Source organism: Streptomyces sp. NBC_00539, from assembly GCF_036346105.1.
Classification (GTDB): Bacteria; Actinomycetota; Actinomycetes; order Streptomycetales; family Streptomycetaceae; genus Streptomyces.
The window spans coordinates 97,055-113,535 of the sequence record NZ_CP107811.1 but is presented as its reverse complement, the minus strand read 5'-3'; the positions used below and the strand labels follow the sequence as shown (position 1 = coordinate 113,535).

The following is a 16,481-nucleotide window of genomic DNA, read 5'->3' as shown; positions in this document are numbered from 1 at the left end:
TGAGTCTGGCAGAGCCTTCCCCCAGTTGCCCGGTCATCCGGGGGGCGCGTTGCGGGCGTCCTCGGCGCTGCGTGCGGTGTTCCGCCCCGCGTATGGAGCTCGTGCCGTGGCCCGCGCAGTGCCTCCTCCGGGACCGCCGTCGCGGCGGCGGTGCCGTTGCTCGAAGCGGAGCTTCAGGCCTCGGCGCGCCCGCGCCGGGCTCCAGGTTCAGGCGTTCGGTCACGTCGGTCTGGAGCCAGGCCACGGACACCGAGCTGATCGGCGCTCCTGTCCCACCGTACCGGGTGACGACGGCGGCGACCGGGCCGTCGTCACCCGGTACGGCGAGGTCCACTTCCGGGGCGAAGCGGTGCCGGGGCACGGTCCTCAGCGCCTCCTGGACCGGCTCGGAGGGGGCCCGGCAGGCCGCGCACCGCGCCCGTGAGCACGTACGGGCCCGTCGGCCCCGCTTCCCGGCGGACCGCGCCAGCCAACGCGCGGCCAGCGAGCGTTTCTTCGCGGCGGCGACGGGCGGTGACATCAACACCCTCATGGAGGTGCTCTCCCCGGATGTGACGCTGTGGACCGACGGCGGTGGCAAGGTCCGCCAGGCACTCAAGCCGGTCGTCGGCCTGGAGACGGTGGCCCGTTGGTTCGCCGCGCTCGGCACGGTGGCCTACCAGGGCGTCGAGCCCGGTCAGATGCGGGCGGAGCTGACCTGGATCAACGGCGGCCCAGGGGTGGTCTTCCGCGGCCCGGACCGCGTGATCGCGACGCTGACGTTCGACTTCGACCCGGAGGGCCGCATCTCGTCCATCCACAACGTGGCCAACCCCGACAAGCTCCACGCCGTCGCCGACGGCACCAGGCACGAACTCTCCTGAGCCGCCCGATCGATATCGACGCCCGTCGGAATCACCGTAGCGCCCGGGCCCGCAGCCCAAGCCCGGCCCCGCCCGGACCGTCGTCTAACCGGGGGGACAACATCGCCCGCAACTACCGATCCGCATCCAGATCCAGGTCCCGCCGTCCCGATCGACTGCTCCGGTGCCAACTGCGCGGTCTCGATCGCCGCCGACGGCAAGTCCGCGACCGCCACGATCACCGCCAACACCCCGATGACCTCCGGCCGCCCCATCGCCATCTCCATACAGGCGGACGCCACCGCGCCCTTCGCCGGCAGGCAGTAAGGGGTGGCTCGCCCTGCGGTCGTAGCTCAGGGCGAAGGGGCCACGGTGGTGCCTTTGCTAGGTCGGCCGGCGCGCCCGGCCCCCGGCCCGGGGGAGTGGGTCGGGGGCTGCACCGTGCGAAGGACGTGCGTCCGCGCTCAGTGGCGGAAGGCGTCCTTGGTCTTCTCCTTGGCCTGGCGGGCATCGCCCTTGGCCTGGTCGGCGCGGCCTTCGGCGGTCATCCGCTCGTTGCCTGTCATGCGGCCGAGGGCTTCCTTCGCCTTGCCCTTGGCCTGCTCGGCATTGGCCTTGGTCTTCTCGGTGCCCGACATGGGGACCTCCTCGTTGTCGTACCGGCTCGGTCGTGACCGCTCTCTTGCTCACGTCTGCCGCTCGTAAACAGCCACTCGTGAATGCCGGGCTCCGCCAGGCCGTCGGGCGTCGAGGCCGGACTCCTGGTGGCCGGGCTCGGGCGCGAGCGCATGCGCGGCCCGGCGGCGGTGTGGCCACAGCGCACGAGAACAGCCCGGCGGTCCCGCCTCCTGGCCCTCTTCTGCTGCTGGGCTGGCGCGGACCCCGATGATCGATCGTGCGTGGCGTTTCGCGTCCCGGCCGTCGGGTACGCGGACGAGAGCGGCCGGAACGCAGGGCTCCGCCTGGCGGGCCGGCGGCACCACCGTTGCGCCCGACCGGGTGAACGGGCCACAGGGGCGTGCCGAGTCAGTGACCCCGTTGCAGTACTTCCCGGAGCCAGGCTCTGTGCGCCGTCCCCCTCACCGCCGTGCTGCGGTCATGCCGCTGTTGCGGAACCGAAGGAACTTCTCATGAAGGCAGCGGTATACGAAGGACCGCGAACGGTCACGGTGAAGGACGTACCGGACGCGAAGATCGAACACCCCTGCGACATCATCGTCAAGATAACGACCACCAACATCTGCGGCTCGGACCTGCACATGTACGAGGGCCGCACCTCGTTCGAGTCCGGCCGCACCCTGGGCCACGAGAACCTGGGCCAGGTCGTGGAGGTCGGCTCGGCCGTCAGCAAGGTCCAGGTCGGCGACTACGTGGTCCTGCCCTTCAACATCGCCTGCGGCTTCTGCAAGCAGTGCGAGCAGGGCTTGACCAACTACTGCCTGACCATGCAGCCGGAACCCGCCCTCGCGGGAGCCGCCTACGGATTCGCCGACATGGGCCCCTACCAGGGCGGCCAGGCAGAACTGCTGCGCGTGCCCTACGGCGACTTCAACGCGCTGCGTCTGGGCGAGGACGCCGCCGAGCGGCAGACCGACTACGTGATGCTCGCCGACATCTTCCCCACCGGGTACCACGCCACCGAGATGGCCCACGTCAAACCGGGTGATCAGACCATTGTCTTCGGGGCCGGTCCGGTCGGGCTGATGGCGACCTACTCCGCCCTCCTCAAGGGCGCCGACCGCGTCTGGACGGCCGACCACCAGCCCGACCGGCTGCGCATGGCGGAGGAAATCGGTGCCGTACCGATCAACACCGCCGAACAGAACCCGGCGGAGGTCGTCAAGGAGGCCACCCTCGGTCTGGGCGCCGACAACGGCTGTGAATGCGTCGGCTACCAGGCTCACGACCCCAGGGACACGAGGACGCCAGCCTCACGCTCAACGGCCTGATCGACTCGGTCAGGTTCACGGGCGACATCGGCGTGGTGGGCGTGTTCCTCCCCCAGGATCCCGGCGGCGCCAAGGCCCAGGGGAAGCTGGAGGCGCAGGGCAAGGTGCCGATCGACTTCGGCATGATGTGGTTCAAGGGCCAGCGCATGGGCACCGGGCAGGCGCCCGTAAAGGGGTACAACCGGGCGCTGCGCGACCTCATCGCCGGCGGGAAGGCAAAGCCGAGCTTCCTCGTCTCCCACGAGCTCAGCCTGGACGAGGCCCCCGACGCCTACGAGCACTTCGACGCCCGTGACGACGGCTGGACAAAGGTCGTCCTGCATCCCAACGGCCACAAGGGCTGAACGCGCTCGTACGGGCGGGCAGTGTCACGTACTTCGGCGATGCTCTTCTCGTACTCGCACAGGACGTCGGAGCGTCGCCGAGCCGGCCTGGTCCTCGATGGCGAACTCCTCGTCCGCCACAGCGAGGCCCCTATCGGCAGGGGTCGCAGGTGTTGGCGGCCTCGCCCGGTGAGACGAGTCCTGTCTCGTAGGCGAGGACGACGGCTTGGGCTCGGTCGCGCAGGGTCAGCTTGGCGAAGATCCGGGCCACGTGGGTCTTCACCGTCGCCTCACTGAGCGTCAGTTCCCGCGCCAGTTCGGAATTGGGAAGACCACGCGCCGCAGCTGGCCGCGATGCTCCTGGCGGGCATGGCGATCGCAGTCCTCGGCGCCCTGGTCCGGCCCGTTCGGCGGCCCGGATGACCATCGCCCCGGCGCTGCACACCGAGTAGATCACCCTGCAGCACCAACCCCTGGAACCAGCCCGAGCCGGCCGACGGCGTCAGCCGTCGGCCGGCTGCCGGCTCCACGGATACGCCCGTGTGCTGCTGAGCGTCGCGGTCGGCGGCTGATCCAGCCGTCGTGGGCGCTGCAACAGGCCGTGCCACCGTGGTGCGGGCTGGTGGGGCTCGGTGCGCGCTTCGATCAGGGGTGGTCGCCGGTGCCGCCCTCCGTCGGGGCTGAGGTGCGCTGGTGCCCGCCGGGGCGGGGGGTCTGGGTGGTGTCGTGGAGGCTGTCGCGGGCGGCTGCGGCGACCGCTTCGGGAGTGATGCCGAACTCGGTGTAGAGGCGCTGGTAGTCGGCGGAGGCGCCGTAGTGTTCCAGGCTGACGATGCGTCCGTCGTCGCCGACGATGTCGCGCCAGCCTTGGCCGACCGCGGCCTCGACGCTGACTCGGGCGCGCACGGCCGGTGGCAGGACCTCGTCCTGGTAGTGCTGGGGTTGGGCGGCGAACCATTCGCGGCACGGCATCGATACCACCCGCACCGCAAGGCCTTGGGCGGTCAGCAGGTCGCGTGCGTCCAGGGCGATGTGCACTTCCGAGCCGGTGGCGACCAGGATCACCTCGGGCGCCGTGCCGTCGTGTGCGTCGGCGAGGACGTAGGCGCCGCGGGCCGCTCCCCGGGCCGGGGCGTAGGTGCCGCGGTCGAGGACGGGCAGGTTCTGGCGGGAGAGGATCAGGCCGGCGGGCCGGTCGGTGTGTTCGAGGATGGTCTGCCAGCAGGCGGTGGTTTCGTTCGCGTCGGCGGGGCGTACGACGTCCAGGCCGGGGATGGCGCGCAGTGCGGCGAGGTGTTCGACGGGTTGGTGGGTGGGGCCGTCCTCGCCGAGGCCGATGGAGTCGTGGGTCCAGATGTAGGTGGCGGGTAGTTGCATGAGGGCGGCGAGGCGGACGGCGGGGCGCATGTAGTCGGAGAAGGTGAGGAAGGTGCCGCCGTAGGGGCGGGTGAGGCTTTGCAGGGCGATGCCGTTGAGGACGGCGCCCATGGCGTGCTCGCGGATCCCGAAGTGCAGGGTGCGTCCGTAGGGTCCGCCCTTCCAGTCCTTGGTCTGCCGGTCGGCCGGGACGAATGACGGTTCGCCGTCCATGGTGGTGTTGTTGCTCCCGGCGAGGTCGGCCGAGCCGCCCCACAGCTCCGGCAGTACCGGGGCCAGCGCGGTGAGCACCTCACCGGAGGCGGCGCGCGTCGCCATCCCCTTGGCATCGGCGGGGAAGGCGGGCAGGGCGTCGGTCCAGCCGTCCGGCAGCCGCTGGGCCTGGAGCCGGTCCAGCAGCGCAGCACGATCGGGATGCGCGGTGCGCCAGGCCGCGAACGCCTCATCCCATGCGGAGTGTGCCCTGCGGCCGCGCTCCGCCGCCCTGCGGGTGCGGGCCAAGACCTCATCCTCGACGACGAAGTGCGCCGTGGGGTCGAAGCCGAGGAGTTGCTTGGTGGCGGCGATCTCGTCCTCGCCCAGTGCCGAGCCGTGGGCCTTACCGGTGTTCTGCTTGGTCGGGGCGGGCCAGCCGATCAGGGTCCGCAGCATGATCAGCGAGGGGCGCCCGGTCTCGGCCCGGGCGGCTCGGATCGCGGTGAGCAGGGCATCGACGTCCTCGACGTACTCGCCCGTGGCGGTCCAGTCGACGCTCTGCACGTGCCAGCCGTAGGAGGCGAAGCGGGCGGGCACGTCCTCACTGAAGGAGATGTCGGTATCGTCCTCGATCGAGATGTGGTTCGAGTCGTAGAACACGGTCAGATCGCCCAGTTCCTGGTGTCCGGCCAGGGAGGCGGCCTCCGCGGTGACTCCTTCCATCAGGTCGCCGTCTGAGGCGATGACGTAGACGTGGCGGTCGAAGGGGCTGCTGCCCGGCTCCGCGTCCGGGTCCAGCAGACCGCGTTCGCGGCGCGCGGCCATGGCCATGCCGACCGCACTGGCCAAACCCTGCCCCAGCGGCCCGGTGGTGATCTCCACCCCACGGGTGTGACGGTGCTCGGGATGGCCCGGGGTCGCCGAGCCCCAGGTCCGGTACGCCTCCAGATCCGGCAGCTCCAGGCCGTAGCCGGCCAGGTACAGCTGGATGTAGAGGGTGAGGCTGGAGTGCCCGCAGGACAGGACGAACCGGTCCCTGCCCAGCCAGCGGTCGTCGGCGGGGTCATGCTTCATGACGTTCTGGAACAGCAGGTACGCCAGCGGGGCCAGGCTCATCGCCGTCCCGGGATGCCCGTTGCCGACCTTCTGGACCGCGTCGGCCGCCAGCAGCCGCACGGTATCCACCGCGCGTACGTCCACTCCGTCCCAGCCGCAACGCTCGGCCACCGGACTCGTCACGGACCTGTCGCCCCTTGCTGCACCGGGCTGCTCGCTCATCATGCTGTCCTTTCGTCAAGCGGACCGGCCCGCCCAGCGGGCCGCCTGCCGGTGGATGCGCTGTCGCGGCCGTGCTGTCCGGCATCTGCGGTGCCCTTGGTGCCGTCATCGGACGGCCGGCGGCGGGGATCCCAGCGTTCGGGCTGCCGCGGCGGAGCGCACCTCCTCCAGCGTGGTGCTCTGCTGCGCGGCGCGTTCCAGCAGTACGTCGAGGTCGTCGGCGTGGAGGCGGCTGTCGGTCTGGGCCAGGGCGCGTAGGGTGCGCCAGCAGGCTGCCTTGCCCTGGACTCCCGTCAGCATCGCTTCTGCCTCCAGGACGTCGCTGAGCGGGGAGCGGGAGAACAGGTGTCCGTTGGTCTTGAGGCGCCCCGCCTTTTCCGCCAGCCAGCCCGCGGCCGTCTTGGACTGGCTGGTCGACACGCCCAGGTCCGTCATGATCCGGGCCAGCGCGGTGCGGTCCTCGTCGATCTGGTCCGCGAGCTCGGCGAGCGTGTGGCCGTCCTGTTCGCCCTTGCGGGCGTCCGCGGCCCGCCTGAACAGTTCCAGGCCGCCGGTGGCGGCGGCGTAGTGGTCGCCCAGGTAGATCGCCAGGAGCTCGGCGCTCTCGGAGTCGCCGTCCGCTGTGGCGGGCTTCGCGTGCATTTCGCGGGCGACCGACTCCCCGAGCTCGCTCCAGCTGTCCTCGAACTTCCTCAGCCCCTCGCGCTCCAGCGTGTCGGTGACGTCGGTGAAGTCGATGCCGACCCGTTCCAGCGCGGCGAAGTGGGCCTTGGCTGCCGTGAAGTCGTCCACGGTGGGCGCGTGCGCGGGGAGGGTGCCGTGGTCAGCGAACGCGGCCAGCGTGCCGCCGGGCATGGTGTTGACCGTGCCGGCGATCACGAGCTCCCTGACGTACATCGTGTCGGGAAGGTTCGGGTCCTTGACGCCCGTGGAGGCCCACAGCGGGCGCTGCGTGCGGGCTCCCGCCGCGGCGAGTCGCTGCCACCGCGGGTCGACGAGTAGTTGTTCGTAGGCCTGGAAGGCGAGGCGGGCGTTGGCGATCGCGGTCGTGCCCTTGAGTGCCAGGGCCTCCGCGGTGCCGATGGCGTCGAGGCGGCGGTCGACCTCGACGTCGACGCGGGAGACGAAGAAGGAGGCCACCGAGTGGATGCCCGCCAGGTCGTGTCCCGCGGCCTGAGCCTGTTCCAGCCCCCGCAGGTAGGCGTGCATCACATCGCGGTAGCGGTCCCGGGAGAAGATGAGCGTGACGTTGACACTGATGCCTTCGGCGGTGACAGCGGTGATCGCTTCCAGCCCCGCCCGGGTGGCCGGGATCTTGATGAACAGGTTCGGTCGGTCGACCGTCTGCCAGAGCTTGCGGGCCATCGCGGCGGTGGAGCCCGCGTCCTGCGCCAGCCGCGGGTCGACCTCGATGGACACGCGACCGTCGATCCCCGCGCTCCGCTCGTACACGGGACGCAGGACGTCACAGGCCTGGCGCACATCATCGGTGGTCAGGGCGAAGACCGCGTCGTCGACGCTGCTTCCCCCCTCGCCCAGGCGCCGCAACTGCTCGTTGTAGCGGTCCCCCTTCGACAGGGCCGAAGCGAAGATCGTGGGATTCGTGGTGACTCCCACGACATGCTTGTCCGCGATGAGCTTCTCCAGTTCTCCGCCCGCGAGAAGTTCCCGGGACAGATCGTCGAGCCAGACCGATACACCGGCCGCGGACAGGTCGGAGAGCGGGCTGGATTCAGCGGAGACGGACATACGAGACCTCCAGAGCGGTACGGCGCCGCGCACACTGAGGATGTTCCCGCCCGGAGGGCGACGGCCGGCGGCGACACTCGCACGGTGGTTCCCTCCCCACCTGCCCGGATCACCCCACAACAAGCGGAATACCCCGAACAACTCGTGGCCGAGGGGGCCCGGCAAGGCAGCCGCCCCTGATCACGTGCAGGAACGCGAGGCCGAAGCGGTCGACCTGCCCGCCCTCCTGCGCAAGACCGCCGCCGAGCACCCCGGGAGGTCGTACGCACACCCTGGTCGACGCGGTCGCCGACGCCTGCGACGGCCGCCCGCCCCGCGACGACGCCACCGTCCCGATCGGCGCCGGGGTGATCATCGAGGGCTCGGGCGGCATCGAAATCGGGCCTCAGGCGGACCTCGACGTGCTGGTCGTATCCAGCGGCCACGACCTGAGCCGCCGCTCCCTGCCGTGGCGGGACGGCTCGTCGACCTGGCCGCGGTCGATCCGATCTTCTTCGACAAGACGTACTACCTCGGCCCCGGCGCAGAGAGTCCGGCAACGTCTACGCGCTGCTGCTGACAGCCATCGCCGAAGCCAACCGGGCTGGCGTCGCCACCTTCGTCATGCGCGGCCACGAGTACCTCGTCGCAGCTCCAGGCGGACGAGGCGCTCGGCATCCTGACCCTCCACATCCTTCACTGGGCGGACGAGATCCGAGACCCCCGCCAAGAGATCCCGGACCTGCCCGGCGCAGTGAAGGTTTCCGAGAAGGAGATGAAGATGGCCGAGCAACTGATCAACGCCCTGGCCATCGACTGGGGACCCCGACTCCTTCAGCGACACCTTCCAGGAGAAGGTCGCCGCCCTCATCGACGCGAAGAAGACCGGTGAGAACGTCGAGAAGTCCGAGCCCCCCGGCGAAGGCACAGGCGCCGTTGACCTCATGGAAGCCCTGCGCGCCGGCGTCGAACGGGCCCGCAGCCCCAATGACACCCGCGAGAAGGCCACCACGAGCCGCCGCCAGAAGGAGACGGCCGAGCCGGCGAAGAAGCGGGTCACCTCAAACGCCGAGTCCCTCCAGTCCCTGACGAAGGCAGAGCTTTACAAGAAGGCGCGGCCGCGCACGTCCCCGGCCGCTCCACCATGACCCACGACCAACTCGTAAAGGCCCTGACGGGCGGCGCCCGGGGCGGGAACGGTCCTGACCGGACGCACCTGTGAGGTTCGACGGCCAAGTCATCTCGGCCAGGTGAACGGCTCGCCTTCACCTACGTGAAGCCGGTGGCTTCTGTCGGGCGCGGCGGTGTCGACCAGCTCGCGGTCCTAGTTGGTCGGGGCCATCGTTCGTCCAGGGTCAGTTGCCGGCGCGCAGGTGTTTCTGCCGGGACTGGTCGAGGCCGCGGCACTCAGAGCGGACGTCGTCATCGCTCCTGGTCCAGCAGGTGGTCCACGTCTCCGGCAGGGGCAGGGCGCCCACGAAGTGAGCGATGTCGGTGAAGTAGGCGAAGTCGCCGGTGGCGGTCAGCGCGCAGCCGGTCGATGGTGGCTGCGAGGTGCTGGTCCTTGCCGCGGACGGCGTTGTGGAAGGCGAGGGCGAGTTCCACGAACCGGTGGAGGAAGGGAAGCCCTGCGGCCTCGCTCTCGGCGTTCAGGCTCTGGGCGCGGTCGGTGACGTCGCTGGTTCCGGCGTCCTTGATCAGGGCGACGACCTGGGCAAGGAGTGTGTTGGAGCGCTGGTCTAGGCCGTCTAGGAGCTGGTGGGCGAGGGCGAGCTCGTCGTCGGCGCGGTCGGGGTCGGCGAAGGAGACGGCGAGGGCGAGGCGGACCTGCATGATGGCGCGTTCGCCGGCAGCGCCGTGCTGCTCGGCTTCCGCGCGGCAGGCTTCGAAGGCGGCGACGGCGGCCGTGGTGTCGGCGTGGGACCAGCGGATGTCGCCGAGGGCGCGGTGGTAGCGGTTCTTCCAGCCCAGGGTGGGGACGGCGGCCAAGGCGGTGGGGAAGTTGCCGGCCCGGGCCAGGTTGGCCAGGTACGGCGGCCCTTGGGCGCGATGCGGCCGTTTGCGTCGGCGACCTGCTGCATCCCGGCGCGGGCGGTGGCGCTCTCGCTGAGGTCCTTGCGGGCCTTGGCCCGGCAGTACAGGGCCATCTCGGTCAGCTCGGCGGGCAGCACGCCGGTGTCCAGAACGGTGATGAGAGGGTCGGGAGCGCGCCGGTGATGTTCGCGCTGGCGGCGGTGATTGCGCGGATCAGCCGGCGACTGCTCTTCTCTTCTCCTGAAGGCCGCGCGGCCGGTGGAAGGCCCGGACACCGCGCTTGAGGAAGGGAGAGGCTCACAGCAGACTGCCTGAAGTTCATCGGCTTCCTGTGACGCTTGTGGCTACGTCACCGTGATGTCCTGCCTCCGCGCAGTCCGTGGTTACGGGCGTGCGGTGGATGTGGCGGGCGAGCAGAAGACCCAGGGCGGTGGCGGCCAGCGTCCAGAGGGCCAAGACGGCGAGCAATGAGCTTCTTCGAGTTGGCCACCGATCGGGTGGTGGTCGTGAAGCGCAACGAACGAGGCCCCCGAGCTGTTGATCGAGATGTCTGACGTCTCAATCACGTTGCTCGGGAGCCTCGTTGGTCATCCATCCTGCCGCACTTGACCTGCCTCATGCGCTCGTGGAGTGGGTCAGTTCCATGCTGGTTGTCACTCGTGAGGGCGACCGGCGCTGCAAGCTCCGTCCGTCCCAGCGGGCGATGGTGGCACTGGTGTACCTGCGAAGCCACACCACTCTGGCGAAGATCGCCGCCGGGTTCGGGATCAGCGAGTCCACCGCCCACGCCTACACCCGCGCGGTCGTCGACCTGCTCGCCGAACGAGCACCGGGCCTGCTCAAGACGCTGCGCGAGCGCGATCCCGACTTCATCCTGCTCGACGCACCCTCGCCGAGTGCGACCGGGTCGGCGACGGCCGGGCCAACTACTCCCACAAACACCGGCGCCACGGAGTGAACGTGCAGGTCGCGGGTTCGGGGGTTCAGACTGCCGGGTCGGACCGGTGTGTGCGCCAGAACGATCTCAGGGCTTCGAGTTCGGTGCGGGGGAAGTGTTCGCCCCACTTGCCGTGGTATCCGCTCTCACCGTACTTCTTGGCGAGTTCGTCGAAGCAGCGGATCACTGCTCCCGCCACAGCGTCGACGCTTTGCTGGGTCGACCAGATCTCGGTCCCGGCGTTGTCGTGTTTGGCGCCGTCCGGTAGCTGAAGGAGGCGGATCCACACGTCGTTGCCCGCACGGTAGAAGATCCACCGGAAAGCGGTGGGCTCTGCCTCAAACTGGGCACGCGTCTGGGCCTCACCACCAATCAGCCGGGCGATCGCCGTCAGGAGGTCCTCGGGGGCGCTGGTGATGTACGAGGCTGTGACTTCGGTGTCGGTTTGCCCGTCATCGATGCTGCAGTCGGCCCACCCGTGTCCCTTGAGAGTCCAGACGAGTTGAAGGTCAGCGACGGCTGCCGTCCTGCTGTGTGAGGAAGCGTCGGACATCGACCGCGAGTGCAGACATCTGCTCGCCAGCGTCGAGCCACGTCGTGACGGATGCCTCCCAGCCGCCGGCTGCACTTCTCCATGGGCGAAGAGTCCAGGTCAGCCTGACGTGACCGCCGGAGCGGAAGACCGCGCTGATGGTGAGATCGTGGTCGTTGGTCTGCCAGTCCCGCTGCCCGTCCCAACCGCGGAAGTCGGCCGCCAGCCCCTCCAGGAAGGGCGCCAGGTCGGTGCCCCAGTTCCAGGCGACCACCGGGTCAACGCGAGCGGTCAGCCCTGGCGCGGACGCCTCGACGGCGTATTGCACGCGGTCCCCGTCAGGCCGGGAAGGGTCGCGGAGCCTCACGCTGACGGAGTGGTTGTTCCGGCAGCGGACGGTCACGACGGTCGGCGTGTCGAGGTCGGAGTCGTGGGTGCGCATCGGTTGAACGGTAGATCACGGAAGAGCCACCCGTCGCGGAGATTACGCCTCGGGGAGGCGTCCTACATCGACATGGTCGGCGAGGTAGATCATGACGCCTTCGGGGTCCATGCCGAGGGCTGCGGCGACGAGCCTGGGATCGGCTGGTGCCGCAGGCCCCGTACGGCTGGAACGCGAGGCCCACAAGGTGCTGGCGACGAACAGGTCGCTGCCGTTGATCCGACGCGGCACACACTCGGGACGGTGCCCGCGGGAGGTTACGCGGGGGACGTGTCCTGGCTGCGGGTGTGCGCGACAAGGGCGTGGGCCGCGGTGGGGTGGGCGGGCAGCAAGGCGCTCAGGCCGGTGAGGTCCAGTAGCCGCTCAAGGCGGTCGGGGACGGCGGCAAGAACCAGGGTGCCCTCGGCTGCCTTGGCGCAGCGATAGATGCCGACCAGCGCGTTGAAGCCGGAGGAGTCGCAGAAGGTGACGGCTTCGAGGTCCAGGATCAGGTGCTGGTGGCCTTGTTCGATCAGAGCCAGTGCCTGGGCGCGCAGGCGGGGGGCAGTGGCCATGTCGAGTTCCCCGGCGACGTGGGCCAGGGCGAGGTCGCCTTCGGTGTGCTGTGCGGTGAGGGTGAAATCGGTCACGGTCGGCTCTCCGACGTCTCGCCGGCAGGGGCGACGGTGTGGGCGGTAGCGGTCGCGGTGAGGCCGTCCGCGGCGTCGGCGAGGGGGACGGACAGGGCCAGCAGGGCGACGTCGTCACCGGCACCATGGGGCATGGCGTCGATGAGGTCGACGGTGTCCCCTATGACCGCCGCCGCACTGACAGGCCCGGTGCGCGCGGCGAGGAAACGGGTCAGCCCCTCTTCTCCGACCATGTCTCCCCCCAGGGTGCGGGCCTCGGTCAGCCCGTCGGTGTAGAGGAGCAGTCCTTCGCCCGGGGCGAGGTGAACGGTGAGGGAGGCGAAGTGCGCGCCAGCGAGCGCGCCGATGAGCATGCCTCCCTTGGGCTGCACCGCTTCTACCGCTCCGGAGGCGCGCAGGTGGTAGGCCGGGGGGTGCCCACCGGTGGCCACCGTGACCGTGAACCCTTCCCTCTCGTGCGGTTCGAGGACGCCGAAGACGGCGGTGCAAAACCGGGTGCCGACAGCCGGGTCGAGGAGCAGCGCCGTGTTCAGCGAGGTGAGGACGACATCGGGGTCGGGGTCGATCAGGGCTGCGGCGCGCAGGGTGTAGCGGGTCAGGGAGGTCAGGGCGGCGGCTTCTGGGCCCTTGCCGCACACGTCTCCGAGGAAGAACGCCCACCTCTTCCCGCCGAGGGGGAAGACGTCGTAGAAGTCGCCGCCCACGTTCTGCGGGGAGGCGGTGGCGTAGTGGCAGGCCAGCTCCAGGCCCGGTACCACCGGCAGTGCCGGCGGCAGCAGGGTGCGCTGGAGGGTGGAGGCGAACGCCTGGATGGCGTTCTTGTCCTGGTCCGCGCGCTGCCGGGCCTCCTCCTGCTCGATGCGCCGCTCCTGCTCGGCGCGCAGGGCGTTCAGCGCCGCCAGGCGCATCTCCAGCTCGTCGAGCACGATCGCGGCCAGGTCCGCGAGGGTGGCGGTGTCGTCCTCGGTGATAAGGCGGGGCTTGGTGTCGAGGATGTTGACGGTGCCCAGCCGGTGTCCGTCGCCGGTGATGATCGGCGCGGCGGCGTAGAAGCGGACGCCCATCGGCCCGGTGACCAGGCCGTTGTCGAAGGCGACGGGGTCGGTGAGTGTGTCCGGGATCACCAGTGTGTCGTCGGCGAGGATCGCCGAGCCGCACAGGCCCGGCTCCCGGCTGATCTCGCTGACGCCTTCCAAGCCGTGGGCGGCCTTGAACCAGATCCGGTCCTCGTCCACGATCGTCACGCTCGCCACCGGCACTTTGAACAGCCGGGCCGCCATCGCCGCGACGCGGTCGAACGCGCCGTCCGGAGGGGTGTCGAGGATGTCGTACCGGCGCACCGCGTCCATCCGGGCCGCTTCTTCCACGGCGCTGAGCGTCTGCCGGTCCGGCTTGCCCGCCGGGCTGGTCGCGTGTTCCGCTTGCGGCATCGTCTGTCTCTCCTGGCCGCGCCGGCCTCGGTGGACGACGACCTCGGCAGCCTAGACCAGCCTCCCAACGTCACGAAAACCGATTGCGAGTAACCGTGCCTGCATGTCCGGCGGGTAGACGACCCGCTTGGCGGACATGTGCCAGCCCTCGCTCCGTCCCCGCACGCGGCACCAGGAACGGCTGATGGCCGGGAGCCGCTCGTACGGCCAAGGGCGGCCCTTGCGCCCCCCTCAGGCACAGTTGGGTGGCGCCCTAGGAGGGCCCGCCGGCCAGAGGTCGATCCGGATCTCCTGGACGTCGGTGAACTCCACCTTCAGGCCGCGGGCGAGGCGGCCGCCGTCGCGGAAGTACACCCCCCAGGCGTCGGCGGCGATCGGTGGACGGGCTGCGGTTCGTGGTCCCCAAGCGGCCATCAGCGCCAACCCGTCGACGAAGTACTACCACTTCAAAAAGGGCATTACATGGATAAATGCCGCAAATAGCCAGCTCGCGGGCATCGGGCAGATGGTCGTGCCGGGTGCCCCGCGCGACTCGCTGTTCATCCTGGACACCCTGCTGAACCTGGACGGCGGGGTGAAGCCGGAGATGGCCGCCACCGGCCACCCCGACCGGGCACCGCCCCCTCCCCACCCGACCATTCGCCCGCACGCCAAGAAGGGCAACACAGGGCCGGATCCAGACCCTCAGGGCCTGGCGGTGCGGGCGGAGTGGTAGCCGGTGAGGGGTCAAGCCCCTTCGCGTTCGGCCGAAGCGGGGCGCGAAGGGGCTCATCGCCTGCACGTCGTCGCCGGAACAACCTTGATCGGCACCCGCGACCGCCACCCGCCCGCGGCAAGGTCGGTGGTCGGCCCACCGCCAGCGCGGTGCAGGGCCAGATGCTGCACGCGCCACAGGATGTCGGACAGGGTCAGCAGGGGGGCGAGAAGTCATGGCCGAGCATCGAGAGCAGGCCGAACACCATGTCGGAGAAACCGCACAGGATAGTGACCACGGCCGGCATTCGCGGGTGGAGATCAGCCGGGTGCAGGCCGACAGCAGTACGCCAGGTCTGCTGGAAGTTCGCGGCGTCGGCCCGGACAGCGCCGCTGCCCTGCTCGTCGCGGCCGGCGACAACCCTGAGCGACTCGCCAGCTAGGCCTCCTTCGCGGCCCTATGCGGCACCAGCCCGGTCGAAGCGTCTTCCCGGAAGACACAGCGCCGCCGGCTGAACCGCGGGGCGAGAGTCAGGCAAACGTCACCCTCTACCGAATCACCCTCAGCCGCCTGCGCTGGGACGATCGCACCCGCGCCTACCTGCAACGACGTCTGGCCGAGGGCAAGACACGCCGGGAGATCATCAGTTGTCTCAAGCGCTACGCCGCACGAGAGATCTACCGACTGATCGTCCCGGCAATCCCTCCGGCGGGCCAGACCGGAGCCGCGGGATCCCTCTGTTGACATCCATAGGGGCATCAACATCGCCGTCCGCTACGAGGCGACCGTGCTGGTCGCGGCCATCAATGGCTGTGACCAGCACGGTTGGAACACGCCCTCACGACGATTGCCGCGCGATAGTCCGAGGATGCGTTCGTGGCTCCGGCCGCGAAGCTGAGAGCCTGCGTGGGCACGTAGACAGCCTCAAGTTCGGACAGATCTGGGCAGTCGGTCTTCCATGTTTTCTCAGCCGACGTGGAGGATACGAAAACGATCGGGTTCCGCCGGGTCCCGGTCAACGACTTGGATTGGTGTCCAAGCCCATTGCCACACGCTGATGCCCGGCGTGCGGGAGAACCGGACCGGCCCGCGGGTACCCTCGACCACCACGCGCGGCCACGACGCGGCGATGGCCGCCCGGTCCGTGCCGTGGGAACGCAACACCTCGGCGAGGACGGCGACGGTGTCCCAGCCCTCGAAGGCGACGAAGGAGGGCGCTTCGCCCAGGCGCTCGCGGAGCTCGTTCCCGACGCGTTGCCCGAGCGGACCGAGGCGCTCGGGCAGGTAGCGCAGGAACGGGATCCCGGCGCCGTCCTCGCCCAGCAACACGGCCCATTCGGCGAACTCCGGTTGTCCGGCCGGAGCGCCGATCAGGATCTCCGCGAGCCGCCGGTCGCCCCGGACGGCCCTGACGATCGGCACCGCCGGTTCCGGATGGCCCACCAGCAGAAGGAGCGCCGTCGCGCCGTGGCCGACGAGTACATCGCACAGGGCCTCGGGGGTGAGCGCGGTCGTGTCGAGCTCGACGACGGTGCCGCCGCGCGCAACGAGGTGGTCCCGCAGGACGCGGGTCCCTGAGGCCCAGTAAACGCTCGGCTGGGTCGCCACGGCGATCCGACGCCGGCCCGCGCCGAGGAGGAAGTCCGCGTAGATCTCCCAGCCGTGGGACTGGGCCGGGGCCAGGCGCGCGACCCACTCCGTCGGCTCCTCGGTGAGCGCGTCGAGCACCGCGGACGAGCAGAGGAACGGCACGCCGAGGGCGTCGGCGCGGGCGGCGGCTGCGCGGGCGACGACGCTGTGGTACTCGCCCGCCACAGCGGCCACGCCCAGGCCGGCCAATTCCTCCACGGCCGCCGCGGCCCGCTCCGGATCCGCCGCGGTATCCCGGACCACCAACTCCAGTGGTCTGCCGTCGATCCCGCCAGCATCGTTGACCTCACGAGCGGCCAGCTCGAGTCCTGCGAGCAGGTGTCGGCCCGCCTCGACCCAGCCGGGCCGCGTCAGCGGTACGAGAGCGCCCAGGCCGACGGAGGACCCGTCTGTGTGCTCCGCTCCGGACGGCGATGGTGGCGTATTCATCGGCTGGCGTCT

Annotated in this window: 10 protein-coding genes and 7 pseudogenes; 6 read left to right on the top strand and 11 right to left on the bottom strand. The window is 70.2% G+C overall.

The features are described 5' to 3' along the window. Positions 1 to 386: 386 nt before the first annotated feature. Positions 387 to 863: pseudogene (locus tag OG861_RS00665) on the top strand (nuclear transport factor 2 family protein); the annotation flags it as partial. A gap of 443 nt (positions 864 to 1,306) precedes the next feature. Here the strand turns inward: OG861_RS00665 and OG861_RS00660 are convergent. Beyond that, positions 1,307 to 1,480 carry a CsbD family protein gene (locus tag OG861_RS00660; protein WP_329201629.1) on the bottom strand — a complete coding sequence of 58 codons (174 nt, stop codon included), beginning with the start codon at positions 1,478 to 1,480 and terminating at the stop codon, positions 1,307 to 1,309. 492 nt (positions 1,481 to 1,972) lie between these two features. Between OG861_RS00660 and OG861_RS00655 the strand changes: the two are divergent. Then, positions 1,973 to 3,135, top strand: a pseudogene (locus OG861_RS00655) (glutathione-independent formaldehyde dehydrogenase). 130 nt (positions 3,136 to 3,265) lie between these two features. Here OG861_RS00655 and OG861_RS00650 read toward each other — a convergent pair. From OG861_RS00650 to tal, 3 genes and pseudogenes are all read right to left on the bottom strand, one after another. Then, positions 3,266 to 3,454, bottom strand: a pseudogene (locus OG861_RS00650) (response regulator transcription factor); the annotation flags it as partial. Positions 3,455 to 3,759: 305 nt separating this feature from the next. Next, complete coding sequence (tkt, locus tag OG861_RS00645; protein WP_443056730.1) at positions 3,760 to 5,967, bottom strand: transketolase; 2,208 nt, start codon at positions 5,965 to 5,967, stop codon at positions 3,760 to 3,762. Between the two features lie 627 nt (positions 5,968 to 6,594). Then, positions 6,595 to 7,713 (bottom strand): annotated as a pseudogene (gene tal / locus OG861_RS00640) (transaldolase); the annotation flags it as partial. A 923-nt stretch (positions 7,714 to 8,636) separates the two neighbouring features. On the opposite strand from tal, the gene OG861_RS00635 reads away from it, so the two are divergent. After that, on the top strand, positions 8,637 to 8,840 hold the full coding sequence (locus OG861_RS00635; RefSeq protein WP_329201633.1) for a hypothetical protein: 204 nt from the start codon (positions 8,637 to 8,639) through the stop codon (positions 8,838 to 8,840). A 274-nt stretch (positions 8,841 to 9,114) separates the two neighbouring features. On the opposite strand, the gene OG861_RS00630 is transcribed toward OG861_RS00635, so the two are convergent. Continuing rightward, positions 9,115 to 9,681 (bottom strand): hypothetical protein, encoded by a 567-nt coding sequence (locus OG861_RS00630; protein ID WP_329201634.1) that lies wholly within the window; start codon positions 9,679 to 9,681, stop codon positions 9,115 to 9,117. 628 nt (positions 9,682 to 10,309) lie between these two features. On the opposite strand from OG861_RS00630, the pseudogene OG861_RS00625 reads away from it, so the two are divergent. Beyond that, positions 10,310 to 10,695, top strand: a pseudogene (locus OG861_RS00625) (helix-turn-helix domain-containing protein); the annotation flags it as partial. Between the two features lie 14 nt (positions 10,696 to 10,709). Here the strand turns inward: OG861_RS00625 and OG861_RS00620 are convergent. The 5 genes from OG861_RS00620 to OG861_RS00600 are packed head-to-tail and all read right to left on the bottom strand — an operon-like array spanning position 10,710 to position 13,696. Next, entirely contained in the window at positions 10,710 to 11,216 is a 507-nt protein-coding gene (locus tag OG861_RS00620) for a hypothetical protein (protein WP_329201636.1), read from the bottom strand. Beyond that, positions 11,173 to 11,637 (bottom strand): DUF6228 family protein, encoded by a 465-nt coding sequence (locus OG861_RS00615; RefSeq protein ID WP_329201638.1) that lies wholly within the window; start codon positions 11,635 to 11,637, stop codon positions 11,173 to 11,175. The genes OG861_RS00620 and OG861_RS00615 overlap by 44 nt, the downstream gene beginning before the upstream one ends. Positions 11,638 to 11,679: 42 nt before the next feature. Then, entirely contained in the window at positions 11,680 to 11,868 is a 189-nt protein-coding gene (locus tag OG861_RS00610) for a hypothetical protein (RefSeq protein ID WP_329201640.1), read from the bottom strand. Between the two features lie 26 nt (positions 11,869 to 11,894). After that, positions 11,895 to 12,266, bottom strand: coding sequence for an STAS domain-containing protein (locus tag OG861_RS00605; RefSeq protein ID WP_329201643.1), 372 nt, complete (start codon positions 12,264 to 12,266; stop codon positions 11,895 to 11,897). Next, positions 12,263 to 13,696 carry a PP2C family protein-serine/threonine phosphatase gene (locus OG861_RS00600; protein ID WP_329201645.1) on the bottom strand — a complete coding sequence of 478 codons (1,434 nt, stop codon included), beginning with the start codon at positions 13,694 to 13,696 and terminating at the stop codon, positions 12,263 to 12,265. Before OG861_RS00600 ends, OG861_RS00605 begins: the two co-directional genes overlap by 4 nt. A 374-nt stretch (positions 13,697 to 14,070) precedes the next feature. Between OG861_RS00600 and OG861_RS00595 the strand changes: the two are divergent. Together OG861_RS00595 and OG861_RS00590 are read left to right on the top strand one after the other, a co-directional pair. Continuing rightward, positions 14,071 to 14,294: pseudogene (locus tag OG861_RS00595) on the top strand (Tn3 family transposase); the annotation flags it as partial. A gap of 436 nt (positions 14,295 to 14,730) precedes the next feature. Beyond that, a pseudogene (locus OG861_RS00590) lies at positions 14,731 to 15,134 on the top strand (IS110 family transposase); the annotation flags it as partial. Positions 15,135 to 15,356: 222 nt separating this feature from the next. Here the strand turns inward: OG861_RS00590 and OG861_RS00585 are convergent. After that, complete coding sequence (locus OG861_RS00585) at positions 15,357 to 16,469, bottom strand: ABC transporter substrate-binding protein (protein WP_329201647.1); 1,113 nt, start codon at positions 16,467 to 16,469, stop codon at positions 15,357 to 15,359. Positions 16,470 to 16,481 lie beyond the last annotated feature (12 nt).